The 18,131-nt window shown below is 41.6% G+C and carries 15 protein-coding genes; 13 read left to right on the top strand and 2 right to left on the bottom strand.

Translation table 11 applies throughout. The features are described 5' to 3' along the window. Window positions 1-75: 75 nt before the first annotated feature. From M23134_RS08920 to M23134_RS08975, 12 genes are all read left to right on the top strand, one after another. Window positions 76-3,030 carry an FAD-binding and (Fe-S)-binding domain-containing protein gene (locus M23134_RS08920; RefSeq protein WP_002695619.1) on the top strand — a complete coding sequence of 985 codons (2,955 nt, stop codon included), beginning with the start codon at window positions 76-78 and terminating at the stop codon, window positions 3,028-3,030. A gap of 459 nt (window positions 3,031-3,489) precedes the next feature. Further along, window positions 3,490-5,097 carry a bifunctional aminoglycoside phosphotransferase/ATP-binding protein gene (locus M23134_RS08925; RefSeq protein ID WP_045113262.1) on the top strand — a complete coding sequence of 536 codons (1,608 nt, stop codon included), beginning with the start codon at window positions 3,490-3,492 and terminating at the stop codon, window positions 5,095-5,097. 109 nt (window positions 5,098-5,206) lie between these two features. After that, the gene (locus tag M23134_RS08930) at window positions 5,207-5,908 is read left to right on the top strand and encodes an NAD(P)H-binding protein (protein ID WP_002695622.1); all 702 of its coding nucleotides are present in this window, start codon (window positions 5,207-5,209) and stop codon (window positions 5,906-5,908) included. Between the two features lie 185 nt (window positions 5,909-6,093). Next, window positions 6,094-6,759, top strand: coding sequence for a hypothetical protein (locus M23134_RS08935; RefSeq protein WP_045113263.1), 666 nt, complete (start codon window positions 6,094-6,096; stop codon window positions 6,757-6,759). Window positions 6,760-6,924: 165 nt separating this feature from the next. Beyond that, window positions 6,925-7,941, top strand: coding sequence for a glycosyltransferase family 2 protein (locus M23134_RS37750; protein ID WP_002695624.1), 1,017 nt, complete (start codon window positions 6,925-6,927; stop codon window positions 7,939-7,941). A gap of 15 nt (window positions 7,942-7,956) precedes the next feature. Continuing rightward, window positions 7,957-8,874: a glycosyltransferase family 2 protein gene (locus tag M23134_RS37755; RefSeq protein WP_002695625.1), complete on the top strand. Its 918-nt coding sequence runs from the start codon at window positions 7,957-7,959 to the stop codon at window positions 8,872-8,874. Further along, window positions 8,874-9,752 carry an FkbM family methyltransferase gene (locus M23134_RS08950; RefSeq protein ID WP_002695627.1) on the top strand — a complete coding sequence of 293 codons (879 nt, stop codon included), beginning with the start codon at window positions 8,874-8,876 and terminating at the stop codon, window positions 9,750-9,752. The genes M23134_RS37755 and M23134_RS08950 overlap by 1 nt, the downstream gene beginning before the upstream one ends. A 4-nt stretch (window positions 9,753-9,756) precedes the next feature. Next, window positions 9,757-10,872: a glycosyltransferase family 4 protein gene (locus tag M23134_RS08955; protein ID WP_002695629.1), complete on the top strand. Its 1,116-nt coding sequence runs from the start codon at window positions 9,757-9,759 to the stop codon at window positions 10,870-10,872. Then, window positions 10,869-11,744 carry an FkbM family methyltransferase gene (locus tag M23134_RS08960; RefSeq protein WP_002695631.1) on the top strand — a complete coding sequence of 292 codons (876 nt, stop codon included), beginning with the start codon at window positions 10,869-10,871 and terminating at the stop codon, window positions 11,742-11,744. Before M23134_RS08955 ends, M23134_RS08960 begins: the two co-directional genes overlap by 4 nt. A 9-nt stretch (window positions 11,745-11,753) precedes the next feature. Beyond that, window positions 11,754-12,668 carry a glycosyltransferase family 2 protein gene (locus M23134_RS37760; protein ID WP_002695633.1) on the top strand — a complete coding sequence of 305 codons (915 nt, stop codon included), beginning with the start codon at window positions 11,754-11,756 and terminating at the stop codon, window positions 12,666-12,668. A gap of 382 nt (window positions 12,669-13,050) precedes the next feature. Beyond that, the gene (locus M23134_RS08970; protein WP_002695635.1) at window positions 13,051-14,007 is read left to right on the top strand and encodes a UDP-N-acetylglucosamine 4,6-dehydratase; all 957 of its coding nucleotides are present in this window, start codon (window positions 13,051-13,053) and stop codon (window positions 14,005-14,007) included. Between the two features lie 155 nt (window positions 14,008-14,162). Further along, the gene (locus M23134_RS08975) at window positions 14,163-14,831 is read left to right on the top strand and encodes a nucleotidyltransferase family protein (protein WP_002695637.1); all 669 of its coding nucleotides are present in this window, start codon (window positions 14,163-14,165) and stop codon (window positions 14,829-14,831) included. Between the two features lie 71 nt (window positions 14,832-14,902). Here M23134_RS08975 and M23134_RS08980 read toward each other — a convergent pair whose 3' ends face one another. Beyond that, the gene (locus M23134_RS08980) at window positions 14,903-15,655 is read right to left on the bottom strand and encodes a lysophospholipid acyltransferase family protein (RefSeq protein ID WP_002695639.1); all 753 of its coding nucleotides are present in this window, start codon (window positions 15,653-15,655) and stop codon (window positions 14,903-14,905) included. A 77-nt stretch (window positions 15,656-15,732) separates the two neighbouring features. Beyond that, on the bottom strand, window positions 15,733-16,920 hold the full coding sequence (locus tag M23134_RS08985) for a phosphoglycerate kinase (RefSeq protein WP_002695640.1): 1,188 nt from the start codon (window positions 16,918-16,920) through the stop codon (window positions 15,733-15,735). Between the two features lie 280 nt (window positions 16,921-17,200). On the opposite strand from M23134_RS08985, the gene M23134_RS08990 reads away from it, so the two are divergent. Then, a complete protein-coding gene (locus M23134_RS08990) occupies window positions 17,201-18,052 on the top strand; it encodes a helix-turn-helix domain-containing protein (protein ID WP_045113264.1) in 852 nt (283 codons plus the stop codon). The last annotated feature ends 79 nt before the right edge of the window (window positions 18,053-18,131 follow it).

Genomic DNA, 18,131 nt, shown 5'->3' on the forward strand with positions numbered 1-18,131 from the left:
AAAAAATGAAAATACACACTTGAATTGTATATTTGTAAGTCATTACCCTTAAGTTGAACGATACTAGCGTTATACATGAACAATACAAACACCCCTTTGCCTGTTCAGTGGCAGCCGTTGGCAAAAGTATTAGATGGTGAGCTACATACCGACGATGTCATGCGTACTTTGTATGCGACCGATGCTTCGGCTTACCGTGAAATGCCTGCTGCTGTGGCAGTACCCCGCTCCAGCAAAGACATCAAGTACCTGATCAGTTTTGCCCGACAACAAAAGTTGAGTCTGATTCCGAGGGCAGCAGGCACCTCTCTGGCTGGGCAAGTGGTAGGCAATGGCATAGTAGTAGATGTGTCGCAGCACATGACCCAGGTACTGGAGATCAACGCAGAAGAAAGGTGGGTAAGGGTGCAGCCTGGGGTGATACGTGATGACCTGAACCATGTACTGGAGCCTTACGGCTTGTTTTTTGGTCCCGAAACCTCTACAGCTAATCGAGCCATGATAGGGGGCATGGTGGGTAATAACTCCTGCGGAACGCATTCGGTGGTGTATGGCAGCACCCGCGAACATACCTTAGAAATCAAAGGCTTGCTTGCTGATGGGTCAGAAGTGGTTTTTAATGCTTTGAACGCCCAACAGTACCAACAAAAAATAGCCGAAAGTGAGACAAATACTTTCGAAGGTAAGGTTTATCGCCAAATTGATCAATTGCTTACCAATGAAGCTCACCAAAAAGAAATAAGAGAGCATTTTCCTAAGCGAGCCATTCCCCGGCGCAATACTGGTTATGCCTTGGATATGTTGCTCGACCTTGAGCCCTTTACCCCGGCGGGCGAACCGTTTAACTTTTGTAAACTGTTGTGTGGCTCTGAAGGCACCCTCATGTTTATGACCGAAATAAAGCTTCATGTAGACCCTTTACCCCCCAAAGAAACTGGATTGGTGTGTGCGCACTTCAATACTATAGATGATGCCCTCAAAGCCAATATCATTGCGCTACAATATGGTCCTTCGGCAAGTGAATTGATGGATCATTACATCCTCGAATGTACTAAAGCCAACATAGAGCATCGTCAAAACCGGTTTTTTGTAAAAGGCGACCCAGAGGCTATTCTTATTGTAGAGTTTAATAAAGATACCCGCGAAGCAATAGCCGAAGTAGCGCAACGTATGCAACAAGCCATGGAACAAGAGGGATTGGGCTATCACTTTCCGGTGGTGTATGGCGACGATACCCGCAAGGTTTGGAATTTGCGTAAAGCTGGGCTGGGGTTGCTCTCAAACATTGTGGGTGATGCCAAGCCCGCCCCTGTGATAGAAGACACCGCAGTGACTATAGAAGATTTGCCTGCTTATATTCAAGATTTTAATGAAATTCTGAGCCAGAATAATATGTCGGCGGTGCACTATGCCCACGCTGGTTCGGGAGAGCTGCACCTGCGCCCCATCATTAACCTAAAAACTGAGCAGGGACAAAAAGAATTTAGGCTGATAGCTGAAGAAATAGCCAGGTTGGTGAAAAAATACCAGGGCTCGCTGAGCGGCGAACATGGCGATGGCCGTTTGCGGGGAGAGTTTATCGAGCAAATGGTAGGCAAAAAGGGGTATGAGTTGATGAAGGAGGTCAAGCAAATATTTGACCCTGAGCATATTTTTAACCCCAACAAAATTGTAGAAACCCCTCCGATGGATACCTTTCTGCGCTATGATGCCGGGCAAGATACGCCAGCATTTGACACTGTGTTGGATTTTAGCGGTACTCAGGGCATATTGCGGGGAGCCGAAATGTGCAATGGGTCGGGCGATTGCCGTAAAACTGAAATAAGTGGAGGAACTATGTGCCCAAGCTACATGGCTACCCGTAGCGAAAAAGATACCACCCGCGCCCGTGCCAATATTTTGCGCGAATACCTGACCCGTTCGGACAAACCAAATCGTTTTGACCACGAAGAAATCAAAGAGGTGATGGACTTGTGCTTGTCGTGCAAGGGGTGTAAGTCGGAGTGCCCCTCAAATGTGGATATGGCAAAGATGAAAGCGGAGTTTTTGCAACAGTACTATGATGCCAATGGGGTGCCGTTTAGAACCAAGCTCATTGCTAATTTTACTCGCCTGAACAAGCTGGCGGCTAAAGTACCCTGGGCGTATAATTGGGCGTTTACAAATCCTTTAACGGGTAAGTTGAGCAAAAAAATGTCAGGCTTTGCTGCCGAGCGAAGCATCCCTAAACTACACAAAACTACGTTGCGCAAGTGGTATAAGAAGCATTATGCTTCTATAGCACCCAAGGGTGCCACCAAAAAAGTGTGGTTGTTTTGTGATGAGTTTACTGATTTTAACGATACCGATGTGGGCATAGTAACGGTAAAACTGCTTGCCAAGCTGGGGTATGAGGTTATTATTCCTGAACACCTTGAGAGTAGCCGTACTTATTTGTCAAAAGGTTTGCTTAGAAAGGCCAAAACCATTGCCGAAAAAAATATTGCCTTGTTACAAGGGGTGGTAAGTGATGAAACTCCTTTGTTGGGGGTAGAACCTTCGGCTATTTTGACTTTTAGGGACGAGTACATTGACTTGGTGAGGGGCAATACACAAGAGAAAGCTCGAGAACTGGCGAGAAATGCGTTGACAATGGAAGAATTTCTTGCCAGAGAAATAGATCGGGGAAATATTACGGCAAATAGTTTTACAGAAGATAAAAAAATACTGAAATTGCATGGACATTGCCAGCAAAAAGCTTTATCATCACTTACCCCATCCAAAAAAATGCTTTCTTTGCCCAAAAATTATGAGGTGCACCTGATTCGTTCGGGGTGTTGTGGTATGGCAGGTTCGTTTGGTTATGAGCAAGAGCATTACAAAGTGTCAATGCAGATTGGCGAGTTGGTGTTGTTTCCAACGGTGCGCCAACAACCCCAGGAGGTAATAATTGTAGCCGCTGGTACAAGTTGTCGTCATCAGATCAAAGACGGCACCCAGCGTCGTGCCTTGCATCCGGTAGAGGTATGGTGGGATGCCCTTAAAAAATAAATCATGCTACCTTTGGCTTATTTATAAGCCCAAAGAACATGTGAACTGTTAGCTAGTGAATTCATAAATAATTGAAGTTGCGAGGTACAAGCGACAAGCTTCAAGTGCCAGTTTGTGCGTGCCTGAAATATATAAATAGTTGGAAGTTAAGCTTTTACAGTTTATATGCTGCAACTTGGGTTAAATAGTTGAAAAATAAGCATACTATGAATTGTTAGTTGCTTATGAACCGAATCTACAGCAGCTTGCTGTGATGAGCTCAACACAGAAGGTGTACCTAGAACCTTGTTGTTGCTACTAACTAGCGAACTTGCAAATGTGAGAAGTTTCTCAGGCCTCTCACTAATAAATGTATAACCGCTGTTACACAGGCGAAGAGAAGTTATAGGTTTTGGACGACCAACTATGGACTGTTGACAAAAAACTATTCACTGAAAAAAAATAGATTACTATTATTGTATGACAGAGACAGCCTCAATGCTTACTGATGAAATTCTCCAGTTTTTATCTACTCCACAAGTATTTGCCGAAAGGCCCCAAAAAGTAAGTGTTGTACAAACCCACATCTCTATAGTGTCTCTGTTAGACGAGGTGGTGTACAAGGTGAAAAAAGCGGTTGACTTTGGTTTTTTAAACTTTATGAAGTTGGAAGATCGCAAATATTACCTTGAAGAAGAGGTAAGACTCAACTCACGCCTTACAACTGACCTATACCTAGATTTGGTGCCTATTTACCGCCTTGACAACGGAACTTTGAGCTTTACGAGTGAACAATCTACTGATGTGGTGGTAGAGTATGCGTTGAAAATGAAGCGCTTGCCGCATGAGTTTTTTTTAGATGAACTGCTCAAAAAGAATACTTTTGATTGGCAAAATATTAACTTGATTGCCAATAAACTTGCCCGGTTTTATCAGCATATACCCGTAGATGCACACAAGAGTAAATGGGGGCGTACTGAGTTTTTGCGTGAGATTATAGACGAAAATTTTGAGCAAATCACCCCTTTTGTGAATAACACCATTCAGACTATCGAGTTTAGGGTGTTGCGGGCTTATCAATATTATTTTTTAGAAAATAACAAGCAGTGGTTTCACCAACGAGTGGCAGAGGGCAAAATACTGGAGTGTCACGGAGACCTTAAGTGTGACCATATTCATGTAGAAAATCAGCAGGTAAATATTTATGATTGTATTGAGTTCAACGAGCGTTATCGTTGCATTGATGTATTAAACGACATTGCTTTTTTGAGCATGGAGCTTGATTTTAGGCGTAAGTTTAATTTGTCTAATTATTTTGTAAATCAGGTAACCAATCAGTTAGAGACTGGGGAGTATCAGGATTTATTTGATTTTTATAAGTCGTTTCGGGCGTTTGTCAAGGGCAAAGTAGAGAGCTTTACATCTACCACTCTGGAGGTGCCCGCCAAAAAACGCCATAAATGTGCCGAGCGTGCCCGAAAGTATTTTAAGCTGGCGCTAAAGTATGCGCTTATAGGTTCAGAAGCTACCCTGGTAGTGGTATATGGTGGAGTGGCTACTGGCAAAACTACCTTGGCGCAAAAAATAGCCAAACACATGAATATCCAACATTTTAACTCTGATTTGATCAGGAAAAAAATGGCGGGTATTCCTACTTATGAGCGTACCCGCAGCGAAGATTTGCAAAGGGTATACTCTACAGAAATGACTGAGAAAGTATACGAAACATTGATAGAGGAGGGGATCAATTGTGCTTTTCAGGAGGGAACATCTATATTAGATGCCACATTTCGGGATATTACTAAGTTAGAGAGGTTGTTAAAAAAGGTTCGTGAGGCACAGCCTTTAAGGGTGGTATTTATTGAAGCAATTGCCCCTGATGAAGAAATTAAACAGCGTTTACGCGCCCGCGAAAATGAACCAAATGTGTCGGATGCACGCATAGAGCATTTCGAAATGTTGAGGCAGTCACGCCATCAAATAGCCAAAATGTTGCCCAACCACCTTACCCTAAATACTGCCAACCCTTTGCAAAAAACAATGGTAAACTTGTTTGTGCAAATGTTTGAAGCCCGTTTGTTGAATTAAGTGACAGCTATAGAACATAATCTGCCTTGTAAATGTTAAACCAAGTGTTCCTGCGTTTTATTCAGGGCGTGTTACTTTCAAACAGCATCATATTTAAACTTTTTATTTTATGAATAAAATAGCCATTGTTGCCGGGGCTACTGGTCTGGTGGGCAGCGAGTTAGTGAAGTTGTTGCTACAAGACGACGATTACCAGCAAGTAAAAATAATTGGTAGAAAAAGTATTGGCATAGACCACGCAAAAATAGAGGAGTTGTTGGTGGACTTTGATCAACTAGACAATTATCAGGATTTTTTTGTGGGTGCCACCGAAGCATTTTGTTGCTTGGGTACTACCACCAAAAAAATGGGGAAGGAGGGACTTACTAAAGTTGATTTCACCTATTGTCATGCGTTTGCTCAGCTTGCTGCCAAGGCAAATGTTGCCCAGTTTTTAATTATATCAAGCATTGGTGCTAGTGCCGACAGCCGCTACCATTATTCAAGGGTAAAAGCACGCATAGAAGATGCGGTTAAAAAACTGCCTTTCAAATCAATCCATATTTTGCGCCCTTCACTCTTGGTGGGCGACCGTAACGAGGTACGCATCTTGGAAGACCTGGGGCGTGTATTCAGTGCTGCGTTTAACTCGTTTATTCCAGCCAAATACAAAAGTATCAAAGTTAAAACGGTGGCAGTATTTATGCAAAAAATTGCCAAAAAACAATTGCCTGGACAGTTTACCTATGAGTCGAACCACATAAGAAAAATAGCAGTGAGCAAATTTGACTACGAAAAGTTTAGCGAATATACTGAGTATAAAGACTTGTAATGTAGAGCCAGCGTCTTCTACATGCTATTCATTTTGGCTAAAGTTTGGTGCGATCGCTTCAGTTTGTGTCCCCACAACTGAAAAACGTCGTACTCCCAATAGCACCGATGTTCATTGGTACCTAAGGACTTGTCGCTTAAAGCTTGCCCCTATTGGGGCTTTCAACTACTTATTTGCAAACCCTTATGAAAAGATTTTTATTACTTTTGAGTATTTGTCAATTTGCCTGGGTGCTTACTTACTGTGGCAACCAGCGTAGCCCGGAACCTACCAGTCCCACTACGCCTACCACCAGCGACACGATATGTTTTGAAGCCGACTTGTTGCCTTTACTTAGGTTTAATTGTGCCAAGTCGGGGTGCCATGATGCAGGCACCGCTGCCAATGGGGTGGTAACTGAGGATTATGCGACCATAAGAGCGCAGGTAAGCCCTAACAATCTTGATCAGAGTGCTTTGTATAATGCGGTAAAGGTGGGGAGTCACCAGGGGGTAAGCCTTGACCCGCTTCAGGTAGAGTTGATCCAAAACTGGGTATTGCAAGGAGCACAAAATACTACAGGCTGTGGTGGGGTGCCTTTTAATTGCGATACGGCAAAGTTTACTTACAACGAGGTGGTACGCATTATCATGGACAAAGAATGTGTAGGGTGCCATAATGCCAATACTGCCAACGACAATATAAGGCTGGACACTTTTGATGAAGTAAAAAAGGTGGCAACAAGTGGGGCTTTAGTTGGGGCTATAGAGTGGCAAAACGGTTTTAGCCCAATGCCTCGCAACCGTGACCAACTGCCTGATTGTGAGCGTACTGTTATTAGAAAGTGGATAGCTGCTGGAATGCCTTTTTAGCAGGTTTGCTAAATTTATAAACTACTGGTGGCAAGTGTCAATAAGAAAAGTCAATCACCCAGAGTCCACTCCTGTGATCAAAAGTTATTTTAAACATAAAACCATATAAGTCTTATTAAAATTTATTTAGTTTTGTGATTCAGAACCAGATAAAAGGTGTTGCGTGTGAATGAATTTCCAAAAATAACGATCATCACCCCTTCTTACAACCAGGGGCACTTTATAGAGCAAACTATTTTGTCAGTAGTAGAGCAACAATACCCCAATTTAGAGTATTTTATTATAGATGGGGGCAGTACTGACAATACTGTAGATATTATAAAAAAATATGAGGAGCATATCACTTATTGGGTAAGCGAAAAAGATAAAGGGCAAAGCCACGCCATTAACAAAGGGCTGGACAAAGCCTCTGGGCAAATTATTAACTGGCTTAATTCGGATGATTACTATGAGCCTCATGCATTGTTCAAGGTGGCGACAGCGTTTAACCGAGGCGAACATGTAAAAGTGGTGTGTGGCAGGAGCCGACTTTTTAAAGGGCAAAAAACGGTGAAGTATTCGAATGGCACCGATGTATATACAGATAACCTTGCCAAAACTATAGGTTGGGCACGGATAGACCAGCCTGAAACATTTTTTAAGGCCGAGGTTGTCAAAAAAATGGGATTACTCGATAATCGTTTGCATTACTTGATGGACCGGGATTGGTGGATCAAATATTTGCTGTTGTTTGGGTTGCAGGGGGTAGTAAAAATACCTGATATCTTGGTCAACTTTAGACTACACGAAGATTCTAAAACGGTGTCGCAAAATGATGGGTTTCAAGTAGAACATGATACTTATTTTTATGCGCTTGCCCGCCAGTATGAACTCTCTAAATATGCCGAAATCGTGGCAGAGGTATGCCAGGTAGATGAGCGTTTTGCGGTACAGTTAGATGATTATGAGCCAGATGAAGAGCTATTGGAAGAGGTGTTTAACTATTACTTGTTTTTGCGTGCCAATGAGTTTTATGCGCAAAATGAACCACAAAAAGCGCAACGTTTATTAGAACAAATCAATACCGATTTGCTTGCCGAAGATGACCAAAAGCTTTGGAAAAAACTCAAGTTTAGAAATAAATACATTCCGCAGCCAATTTTGAACATTTGGCGCAATACAGTATCTAAAATTCGTAAATAACAAACCACCAACGCCTTGCATTCAACTAAAGTAAGTGTCATTGTACCTAGCTACAATGGTGCACACAAATTGCCTAACATTCTGAAAGCGCTTGAAGCTCAAACCATACAAGATTTTGAAACTGTAGTGGTAGTGGATGGCTCTACTGACAATACCCGTGAGGTGTTGGAGGGTACGCAGTGGAAACTAAAAGACCTGAATGTGGTGTATAGGCAAAATGGGGGACGTGCAGTAGCGCGTAACGTGGGTGTTGCGGCAGCTCAAGGTGATTTGTTGGTTTTTTTTGATGATGATGTCAGACCAATCCCTGAGTGTTTGGCATTACATGTACAACATGCCGTAGCCAAGCCCCATACAATTTTGGTTGGTCCTCCTTTTGAGGATATAAGCAAGATGAAAACTGATTTTCAATTGTTTAGGGCTTATCTGAGCCGTACCTGGTTGCCAGTAGAAGGGTATGGTCGTATTCCTAACGCTCAACCTTTTATTACGGCGGCTGACTTTTCTTTGAGCAAGTCATTATTTGATAAGTTGGGTGGGTTTGACAAAAGGCTAAACGATGCTGAAGATTTTGACCTTGCGGTAAGGGCAGTGCAGCAGCAAATACCTATTTATTTTAATAAAGATGTCGTGGTGTGGCACGACGATTTTGTGACCTGTAGATTGATGATAAAACGCCACAGACAATACCGTCAATCTTACCTTACGCTACAGACGCTTAAGCCTGATTTACGCCAGCATTTCAATCAATATGAACCAGCCCCAATAGGTACATTGAAAAAAACAATCTATTGGTTTTTTAGTCAAAAATTTTGGTTGTGGTCTATTGATAAATTCAATTGGCTCCGTATATTGCCTAAGAAAGTTCGGTATAAAATATATAATATTGTGCTTACTGGATACTCTGTATATTTTATCAATAAAAAAATCTGATGTTAAAAAAGCTAGTCAAAAGCATCTATAAAATCTTACCTTTTAAAAAAGCCTTTTTTGTAGCCTTGAGAGGGGTATGGTCGCCTCCACACCGGGTCTATCAGCATTTGCATTTTCAGGGCAAAATCAACGTGAAAACGACGGGTAATCAGGAGTTTAAAATGCATCATTATGGTTTTGAGCTTGAAAATGAATTGTTTTGGAGAGGAATCAAAGGAGGGTGGGAGCAGCAATCGATACAGTTATGGGAAAAACTGTGTACTGTGAATGACTGCATTATAGATGTAGGTGCCAACACAGGAGTTTATGCACTCATTGCCAAAACTGTTCGACCAACTGCTCAGGTGGTAGCTTTTGAACCTGTAAAACGAGTGTTTGAAAAGCTTCAGGAAAACATCGCACTTAACCAGTTTGATGTTAAAGCCTATGAGTTGGCTTTGTCGGACAGCGATGGCAAAGCAACCATATATGATCAGGACACCGAACATACTTATTCGGTAACAGTGAGCCAAGATTTGAGCCCAGAAGGAGTTGATACGGTTGCAACTTCTATTGATATCATAAGGTTTGATACTTTTATAGCCCAACACCAGCTGCCTAAAGTTGGGTTGATGAAAATTGATGTAGAAACCCACGAACCCGAAGTGCTGGAAGGAATGGGGGAGTACCTGGATACAATGCGCCCTACGTTATTGATTGAAATTTTGACCAATGAAGTAGCCCAAAGGGTTGAAAAGCTGGTAGAAGGAAAGGGATATTTATATTTTGATCTGGATGAGAAAAACCCTCCTCGAAAAGTAGACCGTATTCAAAAAAGTGGTTTTTATAATTACCTGATTTGTACTGAATCTATAGCCCAACAACTTCAATTAATCTGACACATTGCCTACAAATATTACTTACATACTGTCTGACATAGACAAGGCCATAGCCTTTGAGTGGATCGAGCAGGCACTGAGAGATTCAGAGTTTCGGCTGTCTTTTGTTTTGCTCAACCAAGGCGAGAGCCAGCTGGAAACTTACCTGAAGGCAAATGAAGTACCAGTATATCGGATAGGTTATCGTGGTAAAAAAGATGCTTTTAAGGCAATAAGGAGCATTTGGAAAGTGTTTAGGGCTGAAGAAACGGACATTGTCCACACCCACTTGTTCGATGCGTCTATGTTTGGCTTGCTGGCCGCAAAGCTTGCCCGAATTCCTAAACGTATTTATACCCGCCACCACGGTACTTTACACCATGAGTTTTTTCCCAGGGCTGTTTATTACGACAAATTAATTCATTCGTTTGCTACTGATATAATAGCGATTTCGGGTATTGTAAAAGATGTACTTATTGAGCGAGAAAAGGTAGCCCAGTTTAAAGTGCATTTGGTTCATCATGGGTTCGACTTACAAGGATTTAGTAATACGACTCCTAAAAAAGTGACTAAGCTTAAAGAAAAGTATGGCATTGTGGACAAACATCCGGTGATAGGGGTAATAGCCCGACAAACTTATTGGAAGGGCATCCAGCATATTATACCTGCTTTTGGCAAACTACTTACACAATACCCCAAGGCACACCTGATTCTTGCCAATGCCAAAGGCGACTATAAGCTTCAAATTGATGAGTTATTGGAACAATTGCCCCAGGAGAGTTTTACTGAAATTGTCTTCGAGAATGACATTTACCATTTATATCAATTGTTTGATTTGTATGTGCATACACCCATAAATAATGAATTAGAGGCCTTTGGACAAACTTATGTAGAAGCCCTCGCGGCGGGTATTCCAGCCGTATTTAGTTTATCAGGGGTTGCCCCCGAATTTATCGAGCACGAGCAGAATGCTTTGGTGGTTCCTTTTGAAGACAGTGAGGCAGTTTATAAACAAATGCTCAGGCTTTTGCAAGACCAAGAGTTGGCCCAAAAGCTTATACAGCGGGGGCAACAAGATGTACAACAAAGGTTTGCATTGGAAAATATGATTTTGGCATTAAAAAAAATATACACTATATGAAGTTGCTCACCCAGGTAGTTCATAAAACGGTTTTGAAATTAGGGTTAGAAAATGCCTTCGCCTTTTTAGGCAAAAACATCCCTGCTTTTACCAAGTTTATTCCTCACCCTGAGGCTTATCAGGCTGCACCGGAGAGAACAGTGACCAGAGATGGGGTAAAGTTTAACTTAACATTGACCGATTTTATGCAGTGGCATGTGTTTGCTCATTTGCCCGATTACTCCTGGAAAAAAGCGGCCGAATACTTACAAAATCAAGCCCATGTATTAGATGTAGGGGCAAACTGTGGGGCATTTAGCCTAAAACTGGCAGAAGAAGCTTATCGACAAAAAAAACAGGGGACAACCATTCACGCCTTTGACCCTAACCCTTATATTGTAAAAAAACTTGAGTACAACGTATCGCTTAACCCACGCCTTAAAGCTTTGGTAAAAGTACACGCCATAGGGTTGGGGGCAGACAATACTACAGCACCAATGGTGTTTAGTAGTACCAATACTGGTGGCGCCAGGGTGATGGCTCAAGGTGAGCAAGGTAAGGTAATGGTGCCCGTACAAACGATTGATAGTTTTGTAGAAGAGCACCAGCTAGAGGCCATTAGTTTTATAAAAATAGACGTAGAAGGCTACGAGCCTTTTGTTTTTTTAGGTGCTGAACAAACCATTCGAAAATTTCGTCCGGCAATGTACATAGAAATTACCGATGAGTGGTTCAAGGCAAATGGCTACTCCAAGGAGTTTATTTTTGAGCAATTGACCAAAGAAGGCTATAAGCTTTTGGTGGAAACTGGGTATCAGTTTGTAGACATTGCCACCCTTAAAAATACCATTGATCAAATCCCTCAGTTTAACCTTTTGGCACTGCCTGAATAAGTAAATCGTATGACGCCATCTCCTTATTTTAGTATCATTATTCCTACCTACAACCGAGTTGATTTTATTTTGAATACGCTCGATACAGTTTTTAACCAACAATATACTGACTATGAGGTGATTGTGGTAGATAACTGTAGCACAGATAATACACTAGAGGTATTGCAGCCCTTGATAGACGAAGGCAAGATCAGGTTTATTCAACACGATAAAAACTATGAACGGGCAAAGTCGCGCAATACGGGTATGCAAAACGCCCAGGGTGAGTATTTGACCTTTTTAGACTCGGATGACTTTATGTATCCAGACAATCTTCTGGATGCCTATAATTATGCACAACAGCACCCCGATAAAAAAGTTTTTCATAACTTGTATGAATTGGTTGATGAAGATAAAAAAGTATTGTCAAAGTATGATTTTCAGCCGCTTACCGATCCAGTGAGGCAGATTAGCGAAGGCAATTTTTTATCTTGTATAGGGGTATTTGTTCACCGTGATATTTATCAAAATATATCATGGGATGAAACCCCTGTGTTGACAGGCTCAGAAGATTATGACTTTGCGTTGAGACTGGTGGCGGCTTTTCCAGCTATAGGTAGAATCAATAAGTTTAATAATGGGGTGTTAGACCATCCGGCACGCACTATAAATACAGCACAGCTACACAAGGCAGAAGAACGGTTTGAGTATTTTATAAAAAAACTCAACGAAGACGAAGATTATGCTTTTTTTGGCAAATACTTGAACAAAATAAAAGCTACTTTATATATTTTTTTGGCAGGAATGGCAAAGGAAGCACACAAACTGCCAAAAATGAAAACATATATACGCATGGCTTATAAGGTAGACAAGGGGGTTTGGAAGAGGCGTAACTTTCAAAGCCTGAACTATCATTATATCAAAAAGAAACTATTGAAGAACTAAGTACACTGTAAAATAAATATCTTATGCTTTTTTCGGCTTCTTTTGCCCTCTGACTTCTCTTTACAAAAATCGCGTAGCTTTGGCTATGCTCTATTTGTAAAGATCGCCAGCAAACAAAATAAACTCGAACTAAATGACAACTTACTTAAGTTACAGTGTACTAAGGAATAGTACCAAAATAAATTCACATTTTTAACGTCATCTTTCGCTGACAGAATTCGTTAAAAAGACTTGCCGTCCCGCAGGGCTGGCTCAATATCCACTGGATATTGCCCTGCCTCTCCTGCCAACAAAATATTTTGGCGTTACTATAGAACTTTATTTTTACACCATTCCTAAGCAACTTTGAAAGGGTTGCCGAACGGCTTATTTAAAAAGAATTATGAAAAAAACACTATTAATTACTGGAGGTACAGGTTTTTTGGGCAAACGCTTGGCTTTGGCGCTCAAAGATGAATACAAGGTGGTTTTGACTGGACGTAACAATAAGCAAAACCTATTGGCTAAAAAGTTTACGGGTTGCGAAGTTGCTCCAATGGATATTTCCAGTATAGAATCGGTCAGAGATACCTTCAGAGAGTTTAAACCTCATGTGGTCATTCATGCGGCAGCTACCAAGTTTGTAGACCTTGCCGAAAAATACCCTATGGAATGTATTGATGTCAATGTGGTGGGTTCGCAAAACGTAGCGCGCCTGGCCATTGATCAAAACGTAGAAGTAGTGGTGGGCATTTCTACTGACAAAGCTTCGCCTCCAGTACGTAATACTTATGGAATGAGCAAGTCGGTAATGGAAAGAGTGTATTGTTCTATGAACGGCAAAACCGATACTAAATTTACTTGTGTACGTTATGGCAATGTGGCTTGGTCTACAGGATCGGTGCTGACTATTTGGAAAAAAATGCATGAAGAAACCGGAGTAATGGGCACCACTGGTCCCGAAATGAGGCGATTCTTTTTTACTGTTGACGAAGCCGTAAATTTGGTAATTGCTGCCTTGAACAACATAGACGAAACCCAAGGCAAGGTATTGTCGCGGATGATGAAAGCAGCCCAAATGGAAGATATGCTGAAAACCTGGGTAAAACACAAAGGTGGAAAGTACGAAAAAATAGAAGGGCGCCCTGGAGAACGTATAGATGAGTACCTGATAGGTGAACTTGAACTGCCGTTTACCCGTGAACTAAAATATGATGGCATTACTCATTACTTAATTTCGTTTAACGAAAAAGTTGCCAATCCAGTATCAGTAGGTTTGTCGTCTGCCAATACCGAAAAGCTGACCGAAGAAGAAATTCTGGCGATTATAGACAATCCACCAGCAGAGGAGGTAAACTAAGTACACTTCATTGACAATGCTTGAAGGAGCTTGGTTAAAATCTGGACAGTGATTGTATTTCTAAACGATACAATGAGTTGTCATAGAGTGTGTTCAGGGGAGGTGTAAACCCCTGAACCACCGTCAAAAACTTGTAGTTATAAAAACCTGTACTAATGAAAAAAATACGACACGCCTTGATTATGGCAGCAGGACGCGGTACCCGCATGCTACCTCTCACCAACGTAATACCCAAGCCCATGGCGCCTTACAAAGGGTCTACGCTGATAGCTGAAGGCATCAAAAAAGTAACCCCTGCCATTGACTATTTACATATTACGGTGGGTTATAAGGGAGCAGTGCTTGCCCAGCATGTGATAGAGCAGGGGGTACATTCTGTATTTAACACTGAGGGGAAAGGCAATGCCTGGTGGATTTATAACACAATGATGGCTCATTTAAACGAGCCTGTTTTTGTGCTTACTGCAGACAATATTACAGAGCTTGATTTTGACCTACTGTCAGAAGAGTACCATAAATACAACGAGCCGGCTTGTATGGTAGTGCCAGTGTTGCCTATCGAGGGCTTAGAGGGTGATTATATACACCATACCAATAACTGTGTATACGAGCTAAACCGTCAGAAAAAGGCCAAAACCTACTGTTCGGGCATTCAAATGCTCAACCCTTATAAGATCAATCAATTGACTGAGAAAACAGCCGATTTTTATGCCGTATGGCAGCAACTTATTGCCCAACAACAATTGTATTGTTCAGACAGTTATCCCAAAAACTGGTTTACGGTAGACACTATAGAACAGCTCAATGCCCTGAACCAGAAATGATTGGAATCATGGGAACCGAGAGCGAACTACAAAAACAAACCCCACTAATAAAGTTATTAGTGGGGTTTGTTTTATATTTCAGTGTTTTCTTGCCCCAAAGCCATTCGTATTTGCTCTTCTGCTTTTTGTACTATTTCATCGGCAGAATAGTTGGCAGGCTCGATAGGAGGGAGTATTTGCGTTTTGTATTTTACTCCAAAAGGGATAGGTTTGAGTTTGTACTTGAGCAACTCCCAGGAACCCGAAATGGCTACAGGTATTACCAAAGCCGAAGGAGAGTGTTGTAGCAAAGTTTTGATGCCCGTAGTTTTAAATGGTTTAAGCATTCCATCACGAGAACGGGTGCCTTCAGGAAATATACAAGCTGCCCTATTGTGCTCTTCTATATATTTCCCCAGGTTTTCTATAGCTTGGGTGGCTTGTTCGCGGTCTTTGCGATCTATCAATACCGAACCACCGTGTTTTAGATTAAACGAAATGCTGGGAATGCCTTTACCCAGTTCTTTTTTGGCCACAAACTTGGCGTGATTTTTTCGAAATAGCCAGATGATCGACGGAATGTCAAACATACTTTGGTGATTTGATATAATGATGATGGGGCGGTCGGTGGGTACTTTCTGAGCAGAGCGCAAGGTTTTGAAACGGGTGCCTCCCAGTCTGAGCGAGTTCATAATACATAGCTGTAGTATATCTACCGTATTTTTGTGTGCTTTGTAGCCAAATCCAAAGTAAGCAATTCGCTGGATGACTTCAAACACCACTAGTGAACCCAGAAACGAAATAGCAAAAAAAGGCAATAGCAACCATCCTAATATTTTATCCATAATTAATAATTTAAGAACTTATTTTTTTCAAAATTTTGGGCATCGTTCAAGCGTTTTCAATGCCCAAAAATGTATTTTTAGCCTTCCAATGCCTTTACACCAGGCAGAGTTTTGCCTTCCATGTATTCAAGCAATGCTCCTCCTCCAGTAGACACATAAGAAACCTCCTCGCCAAAACCAAGATTGTTTACTGCAGCGGCAGAGTCGCCACCACCTATCAAAGAAAATCCCCCGTTTTGAGTTGCCTCTACTACTGCCTTGGCTACTGCAATGGTTCCATTGGCAAAGTTGGGCATTTCAAAAACCCCCATAGGGCCATTCCATAATATAGTTTTAGAGTTTTGGATGGTTTCAGAAAATTTAGCCGAAGCTTTTTCTCCAATATCCAGCCCCATATAACCCTCTTTGATCGCCATGTTATCGGCAGACTCTCGGTTTGCATCATTTTTAAAGTCGTCTGCAATGACCGAGTCTTCGGGTAACAATAGATTAACCCCTTTATCCCTGGCTTTGTTTATCAGTTCCTTGGCAAGTTCCAGTTTATCCTCTTCTACCAACGATTTACCAATGCTGCCGCCTTGTGCCTTAAAAAATGTATAGGCCATTGCCCCACCAATCAACAAATTGTCTACCTTGTCAAGCAATTGCTCAATTACCAAAATTTTATCTGAGATTTTGGCACCTCCCATAATTGCGGTGAAGGGTTTTTCAGCTTTTTCTAACACTTTTTGGGCGTTGTCAAGCTCTGCCTGCATTACATAGCCACTTACTTTTTCGTCAAAGTACTGGGCAATTACTGCGGTAGAGGCGTGGGCACGGTGGGCAGTACCAAAGGCATCATTTACATAAACATCGCCTAGTTTGGCAAGTTTTTGGGCAAAAGCCTCGTCTCCTTTTTTCTCTTCTTTGTGAAATCGGAGGTTTTCTAACAATAACACTTCGCCCCCTTGCAATCCTGTTGCCAGTGTTTCAGCTTCATTGCCTATGCAGTCAGCCGCAAACTTTACAGTTAATGCCAAACGATCGCTCAAAGGTTTTACCAGGTGTTTCAGCGAAAACTTTTCATTGTACCCATCTTTGGGTCTGCCCAGGTGTGACATCAGGATAAGGCTACCCCCATCTTTTAATATTTTTTGCAAAGTAGGCATTGCCGCTTTTATTCGGGTGTCATCAGTTATCTCAAATTGGTCATTGAGAGGTACGTTAAAATCAACCCTTACAAGTGCTTTTTTTCCGGCAAAGTTATATTGTTCTACTGTATTCATAAAGAAACTTACGAGTATAGGCTACAAAGTACAAGGCACATACATTGTGGCCTGAGTTTGTTGTTTAAAATAAAAAATAGAGTACTGCCAACAAAGTTAAACCCCGATACTCTAGTGTCCAAAGGGATCGTGATAAATCGTAAAATAAATGGATGTAAGGGAGGCAGAAGGAAAGAGTGAAAAGCAATAAAACAGGAGTGAATAAGCTTGGTAATCGTTGACTAAATAAAAATAGTTGTATATTACACTTATTTAGAAAAACTAATGAAAACACGAATGAATGATGATACTAGAGCATGAAACCCTGGACTTATTTGGTAAATCAGTTTTTGAACGTGCTACTTTGCGTGCCCCTTTTAAAAAGAAATTGACCCTGTATAAAAAGGCTTGTTTTTTATACATTACACGGGGGGCTTGCCACGCTTTTGCACCAGATGTTGTAGTAAAAGCTGAAGAAAAAGAAGCAGTATTGATGAAGTGTGGTCACTATACAGGCAGGTTTTTGGGGGAGTCTCCACACACAGAATACCAGGCTATAGCAGTTCATTTTTATCCTGAGGTGCTCAACAAAGTATATGAGTATACTTTACCCGATTGTTTGACAACTCCTCCTCACCTAAACAAGCAAAGTATGGCCAAACTACCATCTGGTACTGGTATTGAGCGGTATATGGGGAGCATTGCTGCCTGTTTTGAAAACTTTGATGAGGCAAACCAGGAACTAATGGCACTTAAGCTAAAAGAACTGGTGACCGTATTGAGTGCTACCCAACACGCACCAGAGGTACGCGCTGTCTTGTCAAACTTGTTTGTGCCCACCAGTTTTACATTTCAAGAGTTGGTAGCAGCAAATTTGTATACCAATATTACCCTGCAAGAGCTTGCCCAACTTGCCAGTTTGAGTGAATCATCGCTTAAGCGAATGTTCAAAAAAGTGTACCAAGACAGTCCTGCCAGCTATTTACGCCATCAAAAACTGTTGCGTTCTCAGGAACTGCTCACTGCCTCAAACCTGAGTATTACACAAATTACCCTGGATTGTGGGTTCAACGATGTTGCCCATTTTTCTAAGTTATTCAAACAAAAATACGGAGTTTCGCCCTCTGCTTACCGGGTAAACCAACTGGTGTGACATAGAGCTATTTGGGGGCAGTTATCTGTATTAGTTCGTTGATATTTACTTTATTTCCAGCGTGTGATCTTTGCAAAGC

Origin of the sequence: Microscilla marina ATCC 23134 (genome assembly GCF_000169175.1) — a bacterium.
Classification (GTDB): Bacteria; Bacteroidota; Bacteroidia; order Cytophagales; family Microscillaceae; genus Microscilla; species Microscilla marina.